Consider the following 20,642-nt stretch of genomic DNA (forward strand, 5'->3'; position numbering starts at 1 on the left):
CTGTCCAGCTAAGGAATTTATGCTTTCTTAAAGAAGAAAAAGACGATGCTTCCTACGTATTGTAGATATACATCGCCTTTTTGAAATGGCTGTAACAGCCATTTTTGCTTTTCTTGTTATACTAGTAAGTCTGATGTCGGCTCCGGCTCCCGTTTTGTTTTCCCTTTTTTCAGACGGTTCTTCTCAAGAAGAAGCCAAATTTGCGAAGCAACGAATACCGAGGAATACGTTCCTACAATTAATCCGATTAACAGGGCTAATGAGAAATTACGAAGCGATTCGCTTCCGAAAATCAACAGCGCGATAACCGGTAAAAGAACCGTTAACACCGTATTGACCGAACGACCAAGCGTCTGACGGATACTCATATTTACAATATCCTCTAGATCGTTCGCAGATCGGATTTTTTTCTTCTCTTTATAAAGCTGACGGTTTCGGTCAAATGTTACGATCGAGTCGTTAATGGAATAACCTACGATTGTTAATACAGCCGCAATAAACGGTACATCCACTTCCAAGCGCAGCATGCTGAACACCATAATGATGAAAAAAGCATCATGTAAGAGTGCTAACACAGCAGATATCGCATACGTAAAACGGAAACGGAGGCTCACATATAAAATGATACCGACCGATGCAATGAGTACGGAGATGAGCGCATTGCGCGCCAGCTCTTTCCCGATTGTTGGTGAAACAGTACTTACATTCGGTTCATTTCCATACTTGCTTTTGATTGCATCCTTCAATCCGGCAATCTCTTCCTTCGAAAGAACACCAAGCGTTCGCACAGCTGCCCCTTTATTATCAGTTCCTGTTAATACAATATCCTCAGGCTTAATATTCAGCTTTTTCAAATCGTTTTTTAGCTCAGAAACGACAATTGTTTTGTTGCTTGTTACATCAATGCGCGTTCCACTTGAAAAGTCAATGCTAAGGTTTAAACGGAACAATGATACTACAATAATACCTACGACGACTGCTGCGATTGAAAAAATCAAAAAGCGATTGCCCACTTTTACAAAGTCAACGCGATCAAATCTTGTCGGCGCATGCTCTACACCTTTCGAAAGAGGGAGGATATCACGTCGTTTTACGCCAAAATACTCTACCTTCTTATCAAATAAACGGCTCTTTACAAGAAGACCTAATAATAAACGCGTTCCGCCAACATTTGTAAGGAAGCCGACGATAAGGCTGACAATTAAACTTGTTGCAAAGCCTTTTACCGAACTATTGCCGTATATGAACAGAACAATAGCAGCTAGCAAAGTTGTAACGTGCGCATCCAAAATCGTAAGAAAGGAATGCTTATTTCCAGATCGATACGCAGCCATCACTGACTTTCCGATTTTTAACTCTTCTTTAAAGCGTTCATCCGTAATAACGTTCGCATCAACGGCAATACCAACACCGAGCACAAGGGCTGCAATGCCTGGAAGCGTCAAGACTGCATGCATCCAATGAAAGATAACGAGCGTAATATATGTATACAATGTGAGCATAATCACTGCAACCAATCCCGGAAGACGGTAATACACAATCATAAATAAGAAAATAAGAGCAATCCCAATTGCACCGGCAAAGATTGTTTTTTGCAGCGCAGTTTCTCCGTATTTTGCCCCAACAGACGTAGAATACAATTCCTTCAATTCAACTGGCAGCGCCCCTGCATTTAACAGGTTTGCAAGCTCCTTTGCTTCATCCGCCGTAAAGTTTCCGACGATTGATACATCCGTTTGGTTAAATACTTGATTAACAGATGCAGCAGATAAGTATTTCGGCTTTACCTTTGCCGCTTCTGCTTTATAGGAATCCTTTCCTTCCTCAAAGTCAAGCCAAATGACCATTAAATTATTCGGCTTCATTGCAAGTACTTGCTCTGTTACACTTCTAAACTTGTCCGCATCCTTCAGAGTAAGGGCTACGCTCGGCTTTCCTTGCTCATCAAATGTTTGGCTCGCACCGCCTGCCTTCAAATCGGCTCCGTCCATCAATACCTTGTCATTTACGTCACGGAATGTCAGCTTTGCTTGCGTTGCCAGAATTGATCTCGCCTTCGCTTGGTCCTTTACACCAGCAAGCTGTACGCGGATGCGGTCATTCCCTTCAATTTGGATGTTTGGCTCGCTCACCCCAAGAACGTTAACACGCTTCTCAAGCGCCTCTACTGTACTTAAAAGCGTCTTGCGTGTAAGCTTCTCGCCTTCCTTCGCCGGCTTGACCTCATATAAAACTTCAAAGCCGCCCCGCAAATCCAGTCCAAGATTAATACCCTGTGTAATATTCTTTGTTGTCGCTCCAATTATGCCGCCAATTAGCAGCACAATTAAAAAGAAAGCTACAATTCTGCTTTGTTTTGCCATTTCTGTCGATTGCCTCCTCATTCTCATACGAAACCATTATAGAAAGAAGTCTAAACGCCTGTCAAATTAATGGTTATTTGTTTTCATACTCCTCAAACGACCAAAGCGGCGCCTTATAGGCCTGCATCGTCAAATACGTCATGTAGTCGTTTGTAGAGAGCGTTAAAACATCATTGACGAGCTGATGAAGCTTGATCTCTTCAGGTAAACGCTTCCACTTCTTGCTTTTCAAGCATTCCCATATTTCCTGCTCCGTAACGCGGTCATACCCGAGCAATTGAAATTCCTCCACCTTACTTTGCAGCACAATGCCAAGATCCTTCCGATAAGCATCAATTACAAATTCCTTATCAGTCATCATCAATAGTCCTCCTTTCGGATATGGTTCCCTTCGCTCATGTCAACCAAAGGGATATGTCATGCGCCTGTTGGTCCCCATAACCTAGGGAACAGTCGTAACACATCACTCACAAAGCGGCGGGCTAGAGCAGGACCCGACGGTGTGTCTTCACCTGATTGGTCAATGGAGTCCATCGTGCTAAGAAAGCTTCTCTTCTCTGCACTTATTTGAGCTAGAAAGCAACGGAAAACCCCTAACCTACAGGTCACGATTGAAATGGTTGATTATGCTATTAACAGCTGTTCATAGCTCCTTTTTGGACACTCAACGCCATATATGCAGGCAGTTATGTTCTAGCGTGCAAAAGGCAATAAAAAAGCTTGTACATATACACCTTGTCATGCTTGACCCTATCGAGTGCATATAAATTATTGTAAATCATTCTATGGCTTTTGAGAAGGTGGGAAACAAATGACGAAGCAAAGCTTTTTACGCGGAACATTAATCTTAATTCTTGCTGGTCTGATAACGAGGGTGCTCGGCTTCGTAAATCGGATTGTAATGGCAAGGATCTTAGGAGAAGAAGGCGTCGGACTATATATGATGGCCGTTCCAACTTTTATTTTAGCTATCACCGTCACGCAGATTGGACTGCCTATCGCAATTGCCAAGCTCGTCGCCGAGGCTGAAGCAATAGGAGACCAGCAAAAGGTTAAAAAGGTGTTGACCGTATCGCTTGCAGTGACGCTCACCTTAAGCGTCATCATTACAGCAGCGCTCATGATCGCGGCACCGATTCTTTCTAGGACCGTTCTGACTGATTCTCGGACCTACTATCCGCTTATGGCCATTTTGCCTGTTGTACCAATTATCGCCGTATCCTCCGTGCTGCGCGGCTATTTCCAAGGAAAACAGAATATGAAGCCGGGTGCGCTTGCACAAGTAATTGAACAGGTTGTTCGCATTACATTAATTGCCGTTTGTACACGCGCCTTCTTGCATCTTGGTGTAGAATATGCAGCGGCTGGAGCAATGATTTCAGCTGTAATTGGCGAGCTAGCTTCTCTTTTGTATATGCTTCTTATGTTCCACCATGAAAAACACGTTGCCGTTCGTTCTCGCTTTTTCCATACAGTGAAAAACAGCAAGGATACACTTGGCTCACTTATGTCCATTGCCCTCCCGACAACTGGAAGCCGCTTCATCGGTTCTGTTTCCTATTTTTTAGAGCCCATTGTTGTCGCTCGAAGCTTGGCGATTGCAGGCGTCACCGCAGAAGTGGCGACAAGGCAGTACGGGGAATTAAACGGCTATGCGCTGCCGCTTTTATTTTTGCCGTCCTTTATTACGTACGCCCTGTCTACATCGCTTGTCCCCTCCATTAGCGAGGCGGCGGCAAAAAAACAGCACCAGCTCGTCGAATATCGGCTGCAGCAAGCGCTCCGCTTGTCATTTATCTCAGGCGGCTGGGCAGTTGTTATTCTGTACGTATTTGCTTCTCCCATTATGACGCTTATGTATCATTCCGACCATGCGGCTGTGTTTGTAAAGGTGCTCGCTCCTTGCTTTATCTTTTACTACTTTCAAGGACCGCTTGCTTCTGTTTTACAAGCATTGGACATGGCAAAAACAGCAATGATCAACAGCCTGATCGGCTCAGTTGTAAAAATCATCGTCATCTTTGTGCTCGCCTCGCGCCCTGATTTTCAAATTATGGGTTTCGCGTTAGCAATTGTAGCCGGACTTACAACCGTAACGATTCTACACTACGCAACTGTTCTAAAACGTATTACATTTACCATCTACGCACGGGATTATATCTATGGTATGTTTGCGATTTTCTTAACCGGATTTGCCGGGTTTTACTGCAATGAGCGATTGAGCTTTTCCAACTCGCTTGGTATGCAGACATTGTGCTCTATTGTTGTCACGACAGCCGCATATATTGTACTGCTCATGATATTTCGTTTAATTCGAAAAGATGAGCTGCGCCGGATTCCAGTGCTTCGCAATATGTCCTTTCTAAAGTAAAATAGCCTCCGCGCATGGAGGCTATTTTATTTATCTATTAAGTCCACAAAAAACTGTCCATCCTGAAAGCTGCAATACGAAATTTTCGTAATATCTGTATAACCAAGCTCCTGCAGCTTTTGCCGAAGCCATACCTCCGTTTTGTTCATTTGCTGCAAATACGCATGCTGAACAAGTCCATCTAAGATAAGCGGAAAGGTAAAGGTTGGATGTTGATTTTTGCTTATTGGATCCGGCTGCTTTTGAAATACTGACAAACGGCCTGATGGTTCCAAAATGGCGTATTCAATATTGCGCAGATCTCCAATATCTTTTTCGCGAAGCTGAATGAGCAAATCATCAAAATTATAGCGCTGCTTACGCATTTGCCGTTCATCCACTTTTCCGTCTCGAATTACAATAACAGGCTCTCCGTCAAGCATCCTGCGCGCTTTTTGGCTTTTTAATGACACAAACGCAAGAATAATTTGAATGAGCATCAGGGTTACCATCGGAATAATTTGATCCACAAGCGGTTTCTCCCTATCCTCAATCGCGATGATCGCAATCTCACCGAGCATAATGAAGACAACTAAGTCCAGCACGCTTAGTTCACCAATTTCCCGTTTACCCATCAGACGGAAGATTACTAAAATAACGCCGTACAGTATAATTGTTCGCCATACAATCTCTAGCTCATGCCATCCCATACTCTCAATTCCCCTTCTCCTGCACATATTCCATGCTTAGCTTTCCCGTTGCCTGCAGAACTATCACCCATATTTTTCACTTTTTGATCGATAGAAACTAGTCTATCTCGCCCGATTGCTCAATATGCTTGTATTATAAGGAGGGGATCATATGTCATCAACAAAACGATTAGGAGCAGCTGTCCTGTTTGGTTTAGGAACACTTCTTGCTTTAGCTGCGCTCACAAGTATGATTGTAGCCATGCTGCTGAAAATGACGGAGGTGGATGAGGCTAATTTAGCAATTGTTATTATGATTCTCGCAATTATTTCTATGATTATTGCCGGCTTCGTCTCAGGATTAAAGGCAAAAATAAGAGGATGGTTTGCCGGGGGAGCAACAGGGATTGCCTACTCTGTCCTCGTTTTTCTCTTCAACTATCTAGGGCATTCACAAGGGCTTTCCAATGATAATATGCTGTATCACCTCGGTCTCATCGCTGCAAGCATGATCGGGGGTATTTTCGGGGTAAACGTAGCAAAGAAAGAATGAGGAACACGGACATGACCCAGTTTGCTTGCGAAGGGGACAGTTCGCTGCCGGGCGGGCGGAGATCTTTCCCGACAGCAAGCAGGTCATGGGAGCTAGACAGCATCCGCAAACTTATACTTCTAAAGAAAACTCGCCGATTGGCGAGCTGTTAGGCGAAGACAGAGGCGTAGTTGGCACTTACACTTTATTCCTAAATTTCCTACTACGTCGAATTAGCTTCTAGCTGGAAATTTATCCTTTTCTAACGTGTAAACAAAAAAACTTGGCACTCTGTATGCCAAGTTTTTTCTGCTTTTATGCTTGCTGCTGTTTTTTCACTTCACGTACCGCACTGCGGTCAAACGTTAAACGGGATCCATCGCTCCCTATTAGAACAAGTGTTGTGTCTGAAACAGAGTCAACAATACCATGCAGCCCGCCGATTGTGATAATGTGATCACCCTTTTGCAAGCTGCTTTGCATTTGCGCTACTGCTTTTTGACGTTTTTGCTGCGGACGGATTAGCAAGAAATAAAACACCGCAAACATTAATACGAGTGGCAACACCTGTGTTACTAAACCATTCATGCCCTGTTCCTCCTTTTAAGTCTCATATGTATGACTTAGAAATTTTTTGCATTCGGTTTGTTAAAGCCGTATTGCTCAAAGAACGCTTCACGGAAATCGCCAAGACGGTCTTCTCGAATGGCTTGTCTCACCTGCTCCATTAATTTTAACAGAAAATGAAGATTATGATAAGATGTTAAACGAATTCCAAAGGTTTCATCGCATCGAATTAAATGACGAATATACGCACGTGAATAGTTGCGGCACGTATAGCAGTCGCATTTTGGATCGAGCGGTCCAAAGTCTCTTGCAAACTTTGCATTTTTAATAACGAGACGGCCTTCGCTTGTCATACATGTTCCGTTTCGGGCAATCCGTGTCGGCAGTACACAATCGAACATATCAATGCCGCGAATCGCACCGTCAATTAATGAATCCGGCGACCCCACTCCCATTAAGTAACGCGGTTTGTTTTCCGGAAGAAGCGGCGCTGTAAAATCAAGCACGCGATTCATCACATCTTTTGGCTCTCCAACAGACAATCCTCCAATTGCATAGCCCGGGAAGTCGAGTGAAATTAAATCCTGCGCGCTTTGGCGGCGCAGCTCCTCGTACTCTCCACCTTGTACAATACCAAACAATGCTTGGTCATGCGGACGCTCATGCGCTGCTAAGCATCGTTCTGCCCAACGGCTTGTTCGCTCTACAGAACGCTTCATATATTCATATTCAGCTGGATACGGCGGACATTCATCAAATGCCATCATAATGTCCGCACCAAGTGCATTTTGGATTTGCATCGCTTTTTCTGGAGACAAAAACAATTTATCTCCGTTTAAGTGATTGCGAAAATGTACGCCCTCTTCTTCAATTTTACGAAACTCGCTCAAACTGAACACTTGAAAGCCGCCGGAATCCGTTAGAATTGCGCGGTCCCAGTTCATAAACTTATGCAATCCGCCTGCCTCACGTACAATTTCATGCCCTGGGCGAAGCCATAGGTGATACGTATTGCTCAAAATGATACCTGCCTGCATTTCCTTCAACTCTTCAGGCGACATCGTTTTTACAGTAGCTAATGTACCAACAGGCATAAAAATTGGCGTTTCAAATGAGCCGTGCGGTGTATGCACACGGCCCAGCCGTGCACCTGTTTGCTTACATTTCTTGATGAGTTCATACTTTACTGCCATAAAATAGCTCCTTCCTATTCACATACAAAAGAAAAAACAGCCCTTACCATAATAGTGGTTAACAAAATCGTTTAACCACTACATTGCCTGAATTCCCTTTAAATCAAAAGCATCGCATCTCCAAAGCTGAAAAAGCGATATCTCTCCTTTACCGCTTCTTCATACGCATGAATAACATGCTCTCTCCCTGCAAACGCACTGACAAGCATAATAAGCGTTGATTTCGGCAAATGAAAGTTTGTAATTAATCCATCGATCGCCTTAAACTGATAACCTGGGTAAATGAAAATATCCGTCCAGCCAGAGGCAGCGCGGAATTCTCCAAATTGAGATGCAATCGTTTCAAGCGTACGCGTGGACGTCGTCCCGACCGTAATAATGCGTCCGCCGCCTTGCTTCACACGATTTAAAAGTGCAGCCGTCTCTTCAGACATATGATAATATTCCGAGTGCATCTCATGCTCCTCTATCGTCTCAGCTGCTACCGGACGAAATGTTCCAAGTCCGACATGGAGCGTGATAAATGCGATATGCACACCGCGGTCGCGAATTAGCTGCAAAAGCTCTTCGGTGAAATGAAGGCCCGCGGTCGGAGCTGCCGCTGAGCCAACCTCGCGCGCAAACACTGTTTGGTAACGATCCCGATCCTCTAGGCGTTCTTTTATATAAGGAGGAAGCGGCATTTCGCCAAGCTCATCTAAAATTTCATAGAAAATACCGTCATACGAAAACTGCAGCAAACGTCCGCCTTGCTCCCCTATGCCAACGCATGTCGCCTTCAGTCTGCCCTCGCCAAACGATAGCACAGTTCCTTCCTTCACACGTTTTGCCGGCTTGACAAGCGTTTCCCAGCAATCATTCTCCTCCTGCTTTAGAAGCAGCACTTCAATATGCGCGCCTGTGTCCTCTTTCACGCCGTAAAGCCTTGCAGGCATTACTTTTGTTTCATTTAGTACAAGACAATCGCCCGGATTTAAATATGAAAGAACATCAGCAAAGCGCTTATGCTCAATGTCGCCGCTTTGCCGATGCAGTACCATCAGGCGGGAGCTTTCACGTTTCTCTAGCGGTGTTTGGGCAATAAGCTCCTCCGGCAATTCAAAATCAAATAAACGAATATCCATAATTCCACCTATTCCTATTTAAATCTTCCTATTACATAAAAAATAAGCGACAGCAAAACACTAATTAGAATTGATGTCACAATGGGAAAATAAAAGGTAACATTCCCTTTTTTAATCAAGATATCACCCGGAAGCTTGCCAATGAACCTCCAAATAAGGCCGATCACAATAAACAAAACACCGAGCGTCAAAAATAATTTTGAAAAATCCATCATTGCTCCGGTGCCTCCCGCTGAAAATGCTCATACGCCAAAGGAGTAGCAATGCGTCCGCGCGGCGTACGCTGCAGAAAGCCGATTTGTAATAAATACGGCTCGTATACATCCTCAATTGTATGCGCCTCTTCGCCGATTGTCGCTGCTACCGTATCTAAGCCCACCGGACCGCCCCGAAATTTATCAATAATACCAAGCAATAGCTTATGATCAATATGATCCAAACCGAGTTTGTCAACCTGGAGCAGCTCTAGCGCTGTTTGGGTAATCTCAAAGGTAATAATGCCATTTCCTCGTACCTGAGCAAAATCCCGCACGCGGCGAAGCAGGCGGTTAGCGATACGCGGAGTTCCGCGTGAGCGTCTTCCGATTTCATATGCCGCGGATGATTCGATTTCAATCATAAACACGTCCGCTGTTCGTTCAACGATGTGAGACAACTGATTCACATCGTAATACTCTAAGCGGCTTAACACACCAAAACGGTCACGAAGAGGTGCGCTGAGTGCACCGGCACGTGTAGTTGCGCCAACGAGAGTAAATGGAGGCAAATCCAAGCGAACAGATCGGGCAGAAGGACCTTTTCCGATCACGATATCAAGACAAAAGTCCTCCATCGCCGGATAAAGCACCTCCTCGACTGCGCGCGGCAAACGATGAATTTCATCAATAAACAAAACGTCACCCGGCTCAAGAGCCGTCAGCACCGCTGCCAGATCACCCGGACGCTCAATTGCCGGTCCTGATGTTGTTCGTATATGAACCCCCATCTCCACCGCTATAATATTTGCTAAAGTTGTTTTTCCTAAACCTGGCGGACCATACAGCAAAACATGATCGAGTGTTTCCTCACGCAATTTTGCAGCTTCGATGAAAATTTCTAGATTATGCTTTACTTTTTCCTGACCGATATATTGCTTTAACGTTTGCGGCCTGAGCGAGTATTCCAATTCAGTATCCTCAAATACCGCTTCCCCAGAAACGAGACGTTCGTCCACGATCCTCACCTCTTACCGTTTAATAGAAGACGAAGTGCCTTTTTAATATATTGCTCGGTTGAAAGAGACTCTTTTTGCAGATCGGGCACAACACGATTGATTTCGCGTTCCGCATAGCCAAGCGCCTTCAGCGCCTCCAATGCCTCCTCCAGCTCGCGAGTATTCCCCTCCTCGTCAAAACGGGACGGAGCAGAGAATAAATCTGGCATAAAATCAGCCAACACCTCTCCAAGCTTCCCCTTTAAATCAAGAATCATTTGCCGGGCCGTTTTTTTACCGACTCCCGGAAACTTTACAAGGAATGCCTCATTTTCCTGCTCAATCGCCTGCACAACCTGCTCAATTTGACCGGCTGCCAAAATAGCCAGCCCTCCCTTTGGTCCGATACCAGAAACACCCAGCAGCTTCACAAACAAGGAACGCTCCTGCCTCGTTTGAAAGCCGTATAAAGCCAATACATCCTCTCGAACATACTGATATGTATAAACGCGAACGGGCTCCTTACTTGGCCGGAACGCATACGGATTGGGCGTCAAAATTTGGTACCCGATTCCGTTATGATCAATCACAACATATTCCGGCCCCGTATATTCCACGCTTCCTGTAATATATTCAAACAAGGTACGACCTCTCCCTTTTTAGTCATGAATTTCATTGTATCATAAGTTGCCGAAAAAAGTACAAACACAGCAACAGGAGAGGCGCTCTTAGTTTGTAAAAATAAGAAAGAGACTAGCGGCTGGCTAGTCTTGCGAATTGGAGTAGCTTTTCATTTCCTCCAGTACTTCTGCGAAGCGTTCCTTTGACTGAATACGAATTCCCTTCTCAAGCTGATGGCGGCGATCGGTTTTCAGCTTTTTCGTATCAATTTGAAAAAACGAGTGAATAACATTTTCACTGTTTGGTGCCCCTCTAAAAATTTGCAATATTCCTTCCTTTGAAACACCGAAATAACCACTCGTTTTTAGTAAGGGAGATATATCATTGATACGCTTTTGTAAAACAATTTCTACATCATCACGGTCGATAATCTGCCAGTCTCTGTATTGACGCAGTACTTGTTCCAGCTGCTCCATTTTCTCTGTAAAAACCTCTTCACTCACTTCTCCATCTAAATATGTACGCTGCAAAATAACAGTTATGCGCGGCTCTTCATGAGAAGCATCCGGGCGCTTGGGGATAATCGGCTCTATTGGCGCAGCCACCACATTTCCCTCATTTAACATAATGAAACAGGCGATTATCATTGTGAATACAGCCTTCATTATGATATCCATACGAATCACCTCTTTGAAGGGAATCAAGAATAGCGCAAATACATTTGTAGTTTTACCGAAATAAGTTGTTTTATCCCTTCTATAATTATTTCCTTTTCTTATTAAGAAAGCGGACACGGCCTCCTGCAAAAGAATAACCCGTGCACAAAACGCACAGCTTTAACGAAGTTATTCTGTGGACGGGAAGCAGGCTGCGGGAGCTAGAAAATATCCAAAAAGGAATGCTTTCTTAGCAAAAAGAGGAAATGACAGATCTGCCATTTCCTCTTTGCTCGAATTAATCAACTGCTCGGCGATAATCCGCGCGAATCGAACGGAATAAATCAGCCATGTCACGATTCATTTCATTTGTCATGGCACCATTTCTCATTCTGTTGCTCATATCACGAACACGGTCGTACATTGTATTGGTTACTGTAACATGGACGGTACGCCCCTTCGCATACGGTTGGGCAGCGCGTTGTACATCACTCTCTAATGTTCCGATTGCTGCGGCATTACGCGGCTTAACCGCAACAAGAATATCATCTCCATATGTGACAGCTGCAACGCGGTCTACATCACGTAAATTCTTCACGCGATTTCGAATCTTTTCCGCTGCTGCGCCTCCCCCATCGACATTGTAATCGCTGATTGTTATATTGCGCGCCGGATACCCATCGTTTGTTAAATGTCCGTGATAGTTGCGGGAACCATAATAATTGTAGTTAGGATCGTTATTCCAAATTTGTTTCATTTTTTGATTGACTTTGGAATATTTTACATTTCCGTAATCGTCCGTTTTTGTCCCACGGTTTGTGACGAGGTTTGCATCATAAGCGCGATTATACTCCGCCATATCCGGATTGCTATAACGGTTTGTCACACGATTCATATTGTAATCGCGTGTTCCTGTCCCGCCGTAAATCTGATTGGAAGGCGTCATGCCAATATTGGTAACACTAGGATATGTGCCTTCAACCGGGCCAGTTCTGCCCACTCCAGCACCTGTACCGGTCATACCTGCACCCGTTCCTGTAGCACCAGCACCTGAACGTGTTGTCCCAACATTTGTTATGCCCGCACCAGGATATGTGCCTGTTCCCGTCATACCTGTACGTTCCCTATTACGATTAGATTCGTTTGTTCCTGTTCTTCTGAGATGATTTGTAATATTGTTATCAAGATGATTTGTAATATTATTATCGCCAAGCCCTGCAAATTGGTTTCTTACATGCCTGCGCATTGCTGTCCCATCAGCTGTACCGTCTGGAACGTCAACCTTGTTATTGCGGTATGCAACATTCCGCTGATACTCACGGGTTGATACTTTATGTGTATTACGATTATCCATAGCTGTATCTCTATCTGTATTACAAGCAGTTAAAGCACCGACGACGAACAATGATGTTGTAAGCAGCTTCCACTTGTTGTTCAATACAAAGACCCCCCTCTGCTGAATGAGCATCATCAATACAATGCTCATTCTTATCATGACAAGCAGGGAGGGTTTTTAAACTGTAAGTATTTAACTTAGAATTTTGGCGGGGCTGCTGCTAAATGACGCTTATGCTCAGAACGTGCATGCATTCTTTCAATAATCACACGATCCTTCTCAGGGATTTCTTCTCCCTTCAGATACTTATCAATCATGTTGTACGTTGTACCCATTTCATTTTCATCCGTTTGGCCTTCCCAAAGACCAGCAGTCGGCGCCTTATGTATCACCTCATCCGGTACTCCGAGGATACGAGCCATTTCGCGTACCTCTCCCTTTGTAAAGTGCACAAGCGGTACTAGGTCAACACCGCCATCGCCGTATTTTGTGAAATAACCTGTATGCCATTCTGCGGCATTATCTGTACCAACAACTAAATAATTGAAATTGTTCGCAACTGCATATAAAGTAGTCATGCGCAAACGTGCCCTTGTATTGCCATCTCCAAGACGGGCCTTTTCCTCATTCCATTCGCCAGCCGCTTGAAGCTGCTTTTCAACTTCGCCAAACAACGCTTGGTGCGTCTCTGTCAAATTGATTACATAATGGTCAATCCCAGAACTCTCTACAACGCGTAATGCATCCTCTTGATCCTTTGGATTGCTTTTGCAAGGCATAATTAAACCGAGTGATTGATCTGGAAACGCACGTTTAATTAAGTGCGTCACAACTGCGGAATCAATCCCGCCGCTAATGCCGACAATCGCACCGTTTGCATTTGCCTCCTTTACTTTTTGTTGGAGCCATTCTACTAGCTTCGCAATTTTGTTTTCCATTTCCTGCTACCCCTTTTCTTAGACTTGTTACCTGTAGCTATGTTATCACATTATATAATTTCTCAACAAATGCGAAGCGCAATTCATAGTTATTTTTCGTAAATAAAATAAGCTCTCTGTGAAATTTCTCCTGCAAACAGGAAGGAAGCGCTAAAAAATAATCCCATTCCCTCATGATATCGCCTGGAAACATAAGAGATAACAGGAATGCCTGATTTAAAAAAAATGGCCGGAGTTCCTCATACTGAGTTAAGGCGGCAAATGACCAATTGAGAAAAGGAAGAATCCCGTAGCAATATTTCACATAATCATACAAAACAGGCCCGAAGCTAACACAATCAAAATCAATGATATAGGTGTGCTCTCCTTTGACAAAGTTATGTTCAATAATATCGCCGTGAATTAATCCATGCGGCAGCGAAGACCAATCAAAAGAGGCTAACCCACACAAAGAAAACTCTGCCCAACGGATCAGTTGGCTTGTCATTTCACTGCCAATGAAAGATGAAATCAACGATGCATGGTGCTGAAACTTGACTGTGCGCCTCTGCCATTTTGCAGTCCATTCAAGAGATGGCACATATGCCAGTAAGTAGTGCGGCAGTCTAGAGGCATAGCGGTGATATTCATCAAGCACCGCTGCAGCTTGCTGTCTGTTTTGCTCCGTATCAAAGCTAAACATCCCTATATGCCTGATATACTGAAATAACAACCAATATTTCCCTTGAAAAAAGCCGTAATGCAATCCAGACGGGAATGGCTGCATATAAGAGGTAAGCTGAAAACCAGTTTGCTGCAGATGCTGCAGAAATACCATTTGCTTCCTTACCTTCTCATACGTATCGTACCCTTTTAATATATAAGCTCCTGTTTCACATTGAATAAAAAAAACAATCGGCCGCAATTGTACAATATACCGTACGTTCATCCGATGCCTCTTTAAGAAGAAAAAAAGGCGAGCTGTTAATGCATCGCCTTTTTCCACTTGGTCCCTATTCCTTTTCATCTTCATGATCAATGTCCAGTGTACCAAACATCGATGTTTGTGCAGGACGATAATACGGCATGCCAGGCTGCGGCGCGTATGGTGTATACGGCGTTGGCTGATAATACGGCGCTTGCTGATAAGATGGATAGTATGGCGATCCGTACGGCCCGCCAGGCTGCGGCGCGTATGGATAGGATGGCTGCGGCTCGCTGCAGCCACAATCCTCTTGCGGAGCGTAAGGATTCATAACCGGCGGCATATTATTATCGTAAGCAGGACTAATTGCAGATGCATTCGGATCATACTTTGGCATTTGTAAAGAAGACGATTCGTAAGGAGCATGATGACTCGGCTGCATGAAGGAAGATGATTCAGGCTGCGTATAAGCTCCCTGTACATATCCAGGATACGCAGGCGGATATGGCTGCTGGTACGGTATTCCCCCATAATATGGTGCCTGCGGCGGATATGATGGTACATATTGCGGATACGGCGGATATGGCATATATTGCGGCGGCTGAACATAAGCTGGCATCGGCATTGCTCCGTACGGATTCATTTCATATGCTGGAGAAACGACTGGAGCGGAGTACGGATTGTATGACGGCATATATGGCTGGCTCGGCATTGCTGCCATATTGCCTGGTACTGCATTCTCATATGGCGCAATTGCTAAAGGTGATACCATCCCTTCATTTGGCAGATTCATCATGTTCGGCATGTCTCCTAGCGGCGATACCATCCCTGGATTCGATATATTCGGTATGTCTCCTAGCGGCGATACCATCCCTGGATTCGATGTATTCGGCATGTCCCCTAGCGGCGATACCATTCCTGGATTCGACGGATTTGGCATGTCTCCCAGTGGCGACACCATTCCTGGATTTGGCGGATTTGGCATGTCTCCCAGTGGTGAAATCATTCCTGGATTTGGCGGATTTGGCATATCTGCTGACGGTAACACCGCTCCCGGATTCGGTGCAGTCATTGCACCAACATTCGGTATACCTGTCATTTGAGGCATAAAACCCGTTAGAGGCAGTTTCGGGAAGCTCCCTGCACTTTTATCCGCAGCAGGAAGGATTAGATTTGGTATTTCTGCCTGCACAGGACTTAACCCCGGTATACTTACAGTCTGGGAAGGTGCTCCAGTGGTTCCTTTATCAGCGGCGGGAGAGACGAATGTATTCATACTTGTTTTCTCTGCCGATGGTGCTGTAAAGCTTGGCGCCGGTGCTTCAGGAAGAATTGGATTTACATTTGCTTTATCAGCAGCAGGATTCACATTCGTTTTTCCTGCAGCTGGGGATACAAACATATTCGTGTTCGCTTTTTCAGCATCAGGTGCAGTGAACTGGAAGCTATTGCTTCCCTTACTTGCTATCGGTGAAACAGCTTCTGCGTTGGACTTGTTAGCTCCCGAGACAACGATGGGCTTTTCTGCTTTCTTTTCCGCCCCTCCAACCTTGAACTCATTGGCAATATGAAAATTCTTTGTTGGCGGCTGCGGCGGCTGCGGTAAGATATTGACTGAAAACTTCGTTGCTTCTTTTTGCGGAGCTGCTGCTTTTGTAACCGGCGCTGGTTTGAGAGGCGCTTCCTTCTGAACAAGGGCCTCTTTTTGGATTGGCATTTCCTTTTGAATCGGCGCTTCTTTTTGGATTGGCATTTCCTTTTGAATCGGCGCTTCTTTTTGGACTGGCATTTCCTTTTGAATCGGCGCTTCTTTTTGGACTGGCATTTCCTTTTGGATCGGCGCTTCTTTTTGGACTGGCATTTCCTTTTGGATCGGCGCTTCTTTTTGGACTGGCATTTCCTTTTGGATCGGCGCTTCTTTTTGGATTGGCGCCTCTTTTTGGACTGGCATTTCCTTTTGGATTGGCATTTCTTTTTGGATTGGCGCTTCTTTTTGGATTGGCGCTTCTTTTTGGATTGGCATTTCCTTTTGCGTCATTGTAGGCAACGGATATTCCTTTTGCTGCTGCATAGTCTCTGGCTGCATCGCGGGCTGCTCTGTAGCTGGACCTACTTCTAGTGTAACCTCTTCTTCCTCTTCGATCGAAAGCGTCTTAACTTCTGAAGCAGGCTGCTTCATTTGCACCTCTTTAACATACTCTTTCGGAGACACTGATCCTGCCCCAGTATTTTTCTTAACCGCCGCGCTGGCAGACGGTATTTTAATCTTCATGCCCGGCATAATCAATTCTGGATTGCTAAGCTGGGCGTTTGCATTTTTTAATGCATTAAAATCTACTCCATACTTATTTGCGATTTTATACAAAGTATCCCCTTTTTGCACGATGTGAATTTTCACCTTTTCCCCCTCCTGTATAACGTCTCTATAATTAGGAATGAAAGTTTGAGTGCCATGTGACTTCATCACAATCTATGCGCTAGCAAAGGACTTTATGTACAAAATTTCTGGGCAACCCTGTGTAAAGCTGCATGTCCCCCTCTCATTAGACAATGCCCCAAAAAGTTATGCTTTTTATCTCTAAAAAAAGAAGCAAGGAGATATCTCCCTGCTTTTTCCTATCTTCATTCTTTTATGCTAAAGCGAGCATACGGTCTAACGCGAGCAACGCGTCCTTCGCAACTTTCTTATCCACTTGAATCACGTTCACTACTTCGCCCTGTTCTAACGATTCTAATGTCCATAGCAGGTGCGGCAAATCAATACGATTCATCGTTAAGCACGGGCACATGTACGGATTTAACGATACAATATGCTTATCTGGATGCTGTGCGATAATGCGTTGAACGAGATTCATCTCTGTTCCAATTGCCCATTTGCTTCCTGCCGGCGCTTTTTCAATCATATCAATGATATATTTTGTGGAGCCTGCGTAATCAGAAACAGCAACAACTTCTCGACAGCATTCCGGATGTACAATTACATTCATGTCCGGGTATTGCTTTCTTATATTTTCTACATTCTTCACTGTGAAGTTTTGGTGGACGGAGCAATGCCCCTTCCATAAAATCACCTTAATATCTTCTAGATTTCCTTCATACTCAAGCACATCCGTTTGCGGATCCCAAACTGCCATATGCTCAAGAGGCACACCTAAGTCATACGCTGTATTTCTGCCTAGATGCTGGTCCGGTAAGAACAGAATGCGTTCTTTTTGCGTAAATGCCCATGCTACCATTTGCTTTGCATTCGACGATGTAACAGTTGCTCCGCCATTTCGACCGCAAAATGCCTTAATAGCAGCTGTAGAGTTTACATATGTGAGCGGTAAAATTGTATCTCCAAATAACTCGTGCAGCTTCGGCCACGCACGTTCTGTCTGCTCAATATCCGCCATATCTGCCATGGAACAGCCAGCTCGCATATCCGGCAAAATGACAACCTGCTCTTCAGTCGTTAAAATGTCCGCTGTTTCCGCCATAAAATGCACACCGCAAAACACAATATATTTTGCTTTCGTATTTTTTGCTGCTACCTGTGCAAGTTGTAAGGAATCTCCTGTAGAGTCAGAGAATTTCACAACCTCATCCTTTTGATAATGATGTCCAGGAAGAAATAATTCCTCTCCAAACTTCTCCTTAATTTCACGAACGCGCTGCTCCATCTCTTCTACTGACATGTTCGTATATCGCTCTGGAAGTGCTACTTGACCATGTTGTTCTACCATTTCAAAAATGCTCATGCTTTTTCCCCCTAACACCCTTTATGTTATTCCTCAATATTAAAGCTAATATCAAGCGCCTTTGCCGAATGCGTCAGCATTCCAAGCGAAATATAATCAACCCCGGTTTTGCCATATTCGTGCAAGTTCGCTAATGTAATGCCTCCAGATGCCTCTGTTGCAATGCTTCTTGGCACAAGAGCTGCAAACTCCTTTACCTCTTCTGGCGTACGGTTATCAAACATGATAATGTCTGCACCTGCTTCAATCGCTTCAAGCACCTGCTCTCTCGTTTCCGTCTCGACTTCGACCTTCACCATATGCCCAAGCTGCTGTTTAACAGCTGCAACCGCCTTTGTAATCGAACCAGCAAACGCAATATGATTGTCTTTAATCATGACGCCGTCATACAGCCCAAAACGGTGATTATAGCCGCCTCCGCACGTTACAGCATATTTATCAAACATACGCAAACCCGGCATTGTTTTTCTTGTATCACAAATGCGCGTATGTTCGCTATCTAGCCGCTCTACGGCTTCTCTCGTCAATGTGGCAATACCGCTCATACGTTGGATGATATTTAAAATGACGCGTTCACCTGTTAACAGCTGTACAATCGGTCCCTGCACCGCCGCAAGAATGTCTCCCTTTTCCACACGATCTCCATCTTTTTTATAAAGTTCAATCTTAATGCTTGGATCAAGCAGATGGAAGCCAGCCTCAATCACGTCCGCACCGGTAAACACACCGCTCTCCTTCGCAAGAAACGTTCCCTTCGCCTGCATGTTTCCCGGAAAGATAAGCTGTGATGTTACATCACGCTCTCCGATATCTTCCATAAAAAATTGCTGCAATGCGTGTTTCAATTTTAACAAATTCATGTTGTTCCCCCTTATCACACAAGTGAAAGCATCATCTCTTTTGATAGTACAATTGGCTTTGTCGTTTCGCTTCTATTCGGAAAATCACTTCGATAATGTCCGCCTATACTTTCTCTTCGTTCTAGCGCAGCCGTCACCATAAGCCACGCAGCTGTCATCATGTTGTATATGGTTACTTGCTCATTTGTTAATGCTTTGTACGGAAGCGCTTCATTTACTGATGAAGATAGGTAACGCTCAATCCATTGCTTTACTTCCTGTAGGGATTGCTCCGTTCGGACGATACCAGCGTGCTTCATCATCATCTCCTGCAGAGCTTCCTTTGATGGAAGTGCAGTATCAAAGAAAACGGTTTGAGGATTTGGCTTTCTCGGCTTTATCTTTACATCTGGCTTTGTGAGCAGATGTTCTCCGAGCCGTTTACCGAACACAAGACATTCTAGCAAGGAATTACTCGCAAGTCGGTTAGCACCATGTACTCCGTTACATGCTGCCTCTCCGACAGCGTATAATCCTGGAATCGTCGTTTCACCGTCCAAATTTGTCCGGATGCCTCCCATATGAAAGTGAGCGCCCGGCACGACAGGAATACGACCTTCCTCCAAAGAAATTCCATTACTTTCACACAAAGAGGCAATGGTTGGAAAGCGTGAAGCAAAATGATCAATCATCCTGATGTCTAAATACACCATTTCCCCCTGCAAAATTTGCTCATGAATCGCACGCGCTACAACATCCCTTGGAGCGAGTTCTTTTTGCTCATGGATTTCTTCCATGAAACGCTCACCCCGAGAATTATAAAGGAGAGCTCCTTCCCCGCGTACCGCCTCCGATATAAGACCGCGGCACCCTCCATTTACATACAGCATTGTCGGATGAAATTGCACGAACTCTAAATCAACGAGGTCCGCACCAGCTCGGTATGCCATCGCCAGTCCGTCTCCTGTTACCGTACCGTTGTTTGAGCTGAAAGAATAAAGTGAGCCGCTTCCGCCTGTTGCGAGTACAGTATGAGATGCATAGTAGCACTTCACTTCACCCTCTTCATCCCTCGTTGTCACTCCAAGGCATCTTCCGTCCTCAATAATTAAATCTAACACCATTTCATTCTCAATGACCTGTACGCGATCAGAGAGATACTGCAATGTATGCCGCATGATATTTGCTCCAGTAGCATCTCCGCCTGCATGAAGGATTCTCCTCATGCTGTGCGCTCCTTCTTGTCCGAGGCTAGGACCGTTTTCATCTCCATCAAATACCATACCACCTTGAATTAAACGATGGATTTCCTTCGCTCCCTCTTGAACCAAGTACTGTACTGCAGCTTCATTGTTGTAATGGCAGCCGGCAAGGAGCGTATCTTCGTAATGTGAGGTCCAGTGATCCTCCGGAGCGAAAACAGCGGCAACACCGCCTTGCGCCATATTTGAATTGTTATCATATTTCGTTTTCTTTGTGATAAGAATCACATTCTTTGACTGACTGAGCTTATTCGCTGTCTGCAATGCAGCCAGCCCGCTTCCAACAATTAAGACGTCCATCCTGTACGCCCCCTGTTTCCACTTTTTATACTGTCT

General features: G+C 44.7%; 19 protein-coding genes. 2 read left to right on the forward strand and 17 right to left on the reverse strand.

The features are described 5' to 3' along the window. Positions 1-116: 116 nt before the first annotated feature. Both secDF and AC6HZ4_RS22445 read right to left on the reverse strand, forming a co-directional pair. Positions 117-2,363: a protein translocase subunit SecDF gene (gene secDF / locus AC6HZ4_RS22440; RefSeq protein WP_497492020.1), complete on the reverse strand. Its 2,247-nt coding sequence runs from the start codon at positions 2,361-2,363 to the stop codon at positions 117-119. A 73-nt stretch (positions 2,364-2,436) separates the two neighbouring features. Then, the gene (locus tag AC6HZ4_RS22445; RefSeq protein WP_497495810.1) at positions 2,437-2,721 is read right to left on the reverse strand and encodes a post-transcriptional regulator; all 285 of its coding nucleotides are present in this window, start codon (positions 2,719-2,721) and stop codon (positions 2,437-2,439) included. Between the two features lie 453 nt (positions 2,722-3,174). Between AC6HZ4_RS22445 and spoVB the strand changes: the two genes are divergently transcribed. Further along, positions 3,175-4,734, forward strand: coding sequence for a stage V sporulation protein B (spoVB, locus tag AC6HZ4_RS22450; RefSeq protein ID WP_497492021.1), 1,560 nt, complete (start codon positions 3,175-3,177; stop codon positions 4,732-4,734). A gap of 26 nt (positions 4,735-4,760) precedes the next feature. Here the strand turns inward: spoVB and AC6HZ4_RS22455 are convergent, their stop codons facing one another. Beyond that, positions 4,761-5,423 (reverse strand): DUF421 domain-containing protein, encoded by a 663-nt coding sequence (locus tag AC6HZ4_RS22455; RefSeq protein ID WP_497492022.1) that lies wholly within the window; start codon positions 5,421-5,423, stop codon positions 4,761-4,763. Positions 5,424-5,574: 151 nt separating this feature from the next. On the opposite strand from AC6HZ4_RS22455, the gene AC6HZ4_RS22460 reads away from it, so the two are divergent. Beyond that, positions 5,575-5,955, forward strand: coding sequence for a TIGR04086 family membrane protein (locus tag AC6HZ4_RS22460; protein WP_497492023.1), 381 nt, complete (start codon positions 5,575-5,577; stop codon positions 5,953-5,955). Between the two features lie 294 nt (positions 5,956-6,249). Here the strand turns inward: AC6HZ4_RS22460 and yajC are convergent, their stop codons facing one another. From yajC to nadB, 14 genes are all read right to left on the reverse strand, one after another. Beyond that, positions 6,250-6,522 carry a preprotein translocase subunit YajC gene (gene yajC, locus AC6HZ4_RS22465; RefSeq protein WP_497492024.1) on the reverse strand — a complete coding sequence of 91 codons (273 nt, stop codon included), beginning with the start codon at positions 6,520-6,522 and terminating at the stop codon, positions 6,250-6,252. 35 nt (positions 6,523-6,557) lie between these two features. Then, positions 6,558-7,694 carry a tRNA guanosine(34) transglycosylase Tgt gene (gene tgt / locus AC6HZ4_RS22470; protein WP_497492025.1) on the reverse strand — a complete coding sequence of 379 codons (1,137 nt, stop codon included), beginning with the start codon at positions 7,692-7,694 and terminating at the stop codon, positions 6,558-6,560. 98 nt (positions 7,695-7,792) lie between these two features. After that, a complete protein-coding gene (gene queA / locus AC6HZ4_RS22475; protein WP_497492027.1) occupies positions 7,793-8,818 on the reverse strand; it encodes a tRNA preQ1(34) S-adenosylmethionine ribosyltransferase-isomerase QueA in 1,026 nt (341 codons plus the stop codon). Positions 8,819-8,832: 14 nt separating this feature from the next. Continuing rightward, positions 8,833-9,033: a DUF2905 domain-containing protein gene (locus tag AC6HZ4_RS22480; protein WP_497492028.1), complete on the reverse strand. Its 201-nt coding sequence runs from the start codon at positions 9,031-9,033 to the stop codon at positions 8,833-8,835. After that, positions 9,030-10,031 (reverse strand): Holliday junction branch migration DNA helicase RuvB, encoded by a 1,002-nt coding sequence (gene ruvB / locus AC6HZ4_RS22485; RefSeq protein ID WP_497492029.1) that lies wholly within the window; start codon positions 10,029-10,031, stop codon positions 9,030-9,032. Before ruvB ends, AC6HZ4_RS22480 begins: the two co-directional genes overlap by 4 nt. A gap of 5 nt (positions 10,032-10,036) precedes the next feature. Further along, positions 10,037-10,651 (reverse strand): Holliday junction branch migration protein RuvA, encoded by a 615-nt coding sequence (gene ruvA / locus AC6HZ4_RS22490; protein ID WP_497492031.1) that lies wholly within the window; start codon positions 10,649-10,651, stop codon positions 10,037-10,039. 123 nt (positions 10,652-10,774) lie between these two features. After that, positions 10,775-11,308, reverse strand: a complete 534-nt coding sequence (locus AC6HZ4_RS22495; protein WP_497492033.1) for a BofC C-terminal domain-containing protein — start codon at positions 11,306-11,308, stop codon at positions 10,775-10,777. 277 nt (positions 11,309-11,585) lie between these two features. After that, complete coding sequence (locus AC6HZ4_RS22500; RefSeq protein ID WP_497492034.1) at positions 11,586-12,725, reverse strand: YhcN/YlaJ family sporulation lipoprotein; 1,140 nt, start codon at positions 12,723-12,725, stop codon at positions 11,586-11,588. 95 nt (positions 12,726-12,820) lie between these two features. After that, on the reverse strand, positions 12,821-13,561 hold the full coding sequence (gene nadE / locus AC6HZ4_RS22505; protein WP_497492035.1) for an NAD(+) synthase: 741 nt from the start codon (positions 13,559-13,561) through the stop codon (positions 12,821-12,823). A 37-nt stretch (positions 13,562-13,598) separates the two neighbouring features. Beyond that, positions 13,599-14,489, reverse strand: coding sequence for a phosphotransferase (locus AC6HZ4_RS22510; protein ID WP_497492036.1), 891 nt, complete (start codon positions 14,487-14,489; stop codon positions 13,599-13,601). 64 nt (positions 14,490-14,553) lie between these two features. Next, on the reverse strand, positions 14,554-16,863 hold the full coding sequence (gene safA / locus AC6HZ4_RS22515) for a SafA/ExsA family spore coat assembly protein (RefSeq protein ID WP_497492038.1): 2,310 nt from the start codon (positions 16,861-16,863) through the stop codon (positions 14,554-14,556). A 232-nt stretch (positions 16,864-17,095) separates the two neighbouring features. Then, the gene (nadA, locus tag AC6HZ4_RS22520; protein WP_497492040.1) at positions 17,096-18,205 is read right to left on the reverse strand and encodes a quinolinate synthase NadA; all 1,110 of its coding nucleotides are present in this window, start codon (positions 18,203-18,205) and stop codon (positions 17,096-17,098) included. A gap of 26 nt (positions 18,206-18,231) precedes the next feature. Beyond that, the gene (gene nadC / locus AC6HZ4_RS22525; protein WP_497492041.1) at positions 18,232-19,065 is read right to left on the reverse strand and encodes a carboxylating nicotinate-nucleotide diphosphorylase; all 834 of its coding nucleotides are present in this window, start codon (positions 19,063-19,065) and stop codon (positions 18,232-18,234) included. Between the two features lie 14 nt (positions 19,066-19,079). After that, a complete protein-coding gene (nadB, locus tag AC6HZ4_RS22530) occupies positions 19,080-20,606 on the reverse strand; it encodes an L-aspartate oxidase (protein WP_497492043.1) in 1,527 nt (508 codons plus the stop codon). Positions 20,607-20,642 lie beyond the last annotated feature (36 nt).

Source organism: Ectobacillus sp. OTK, from assembly GCF_059698935.1.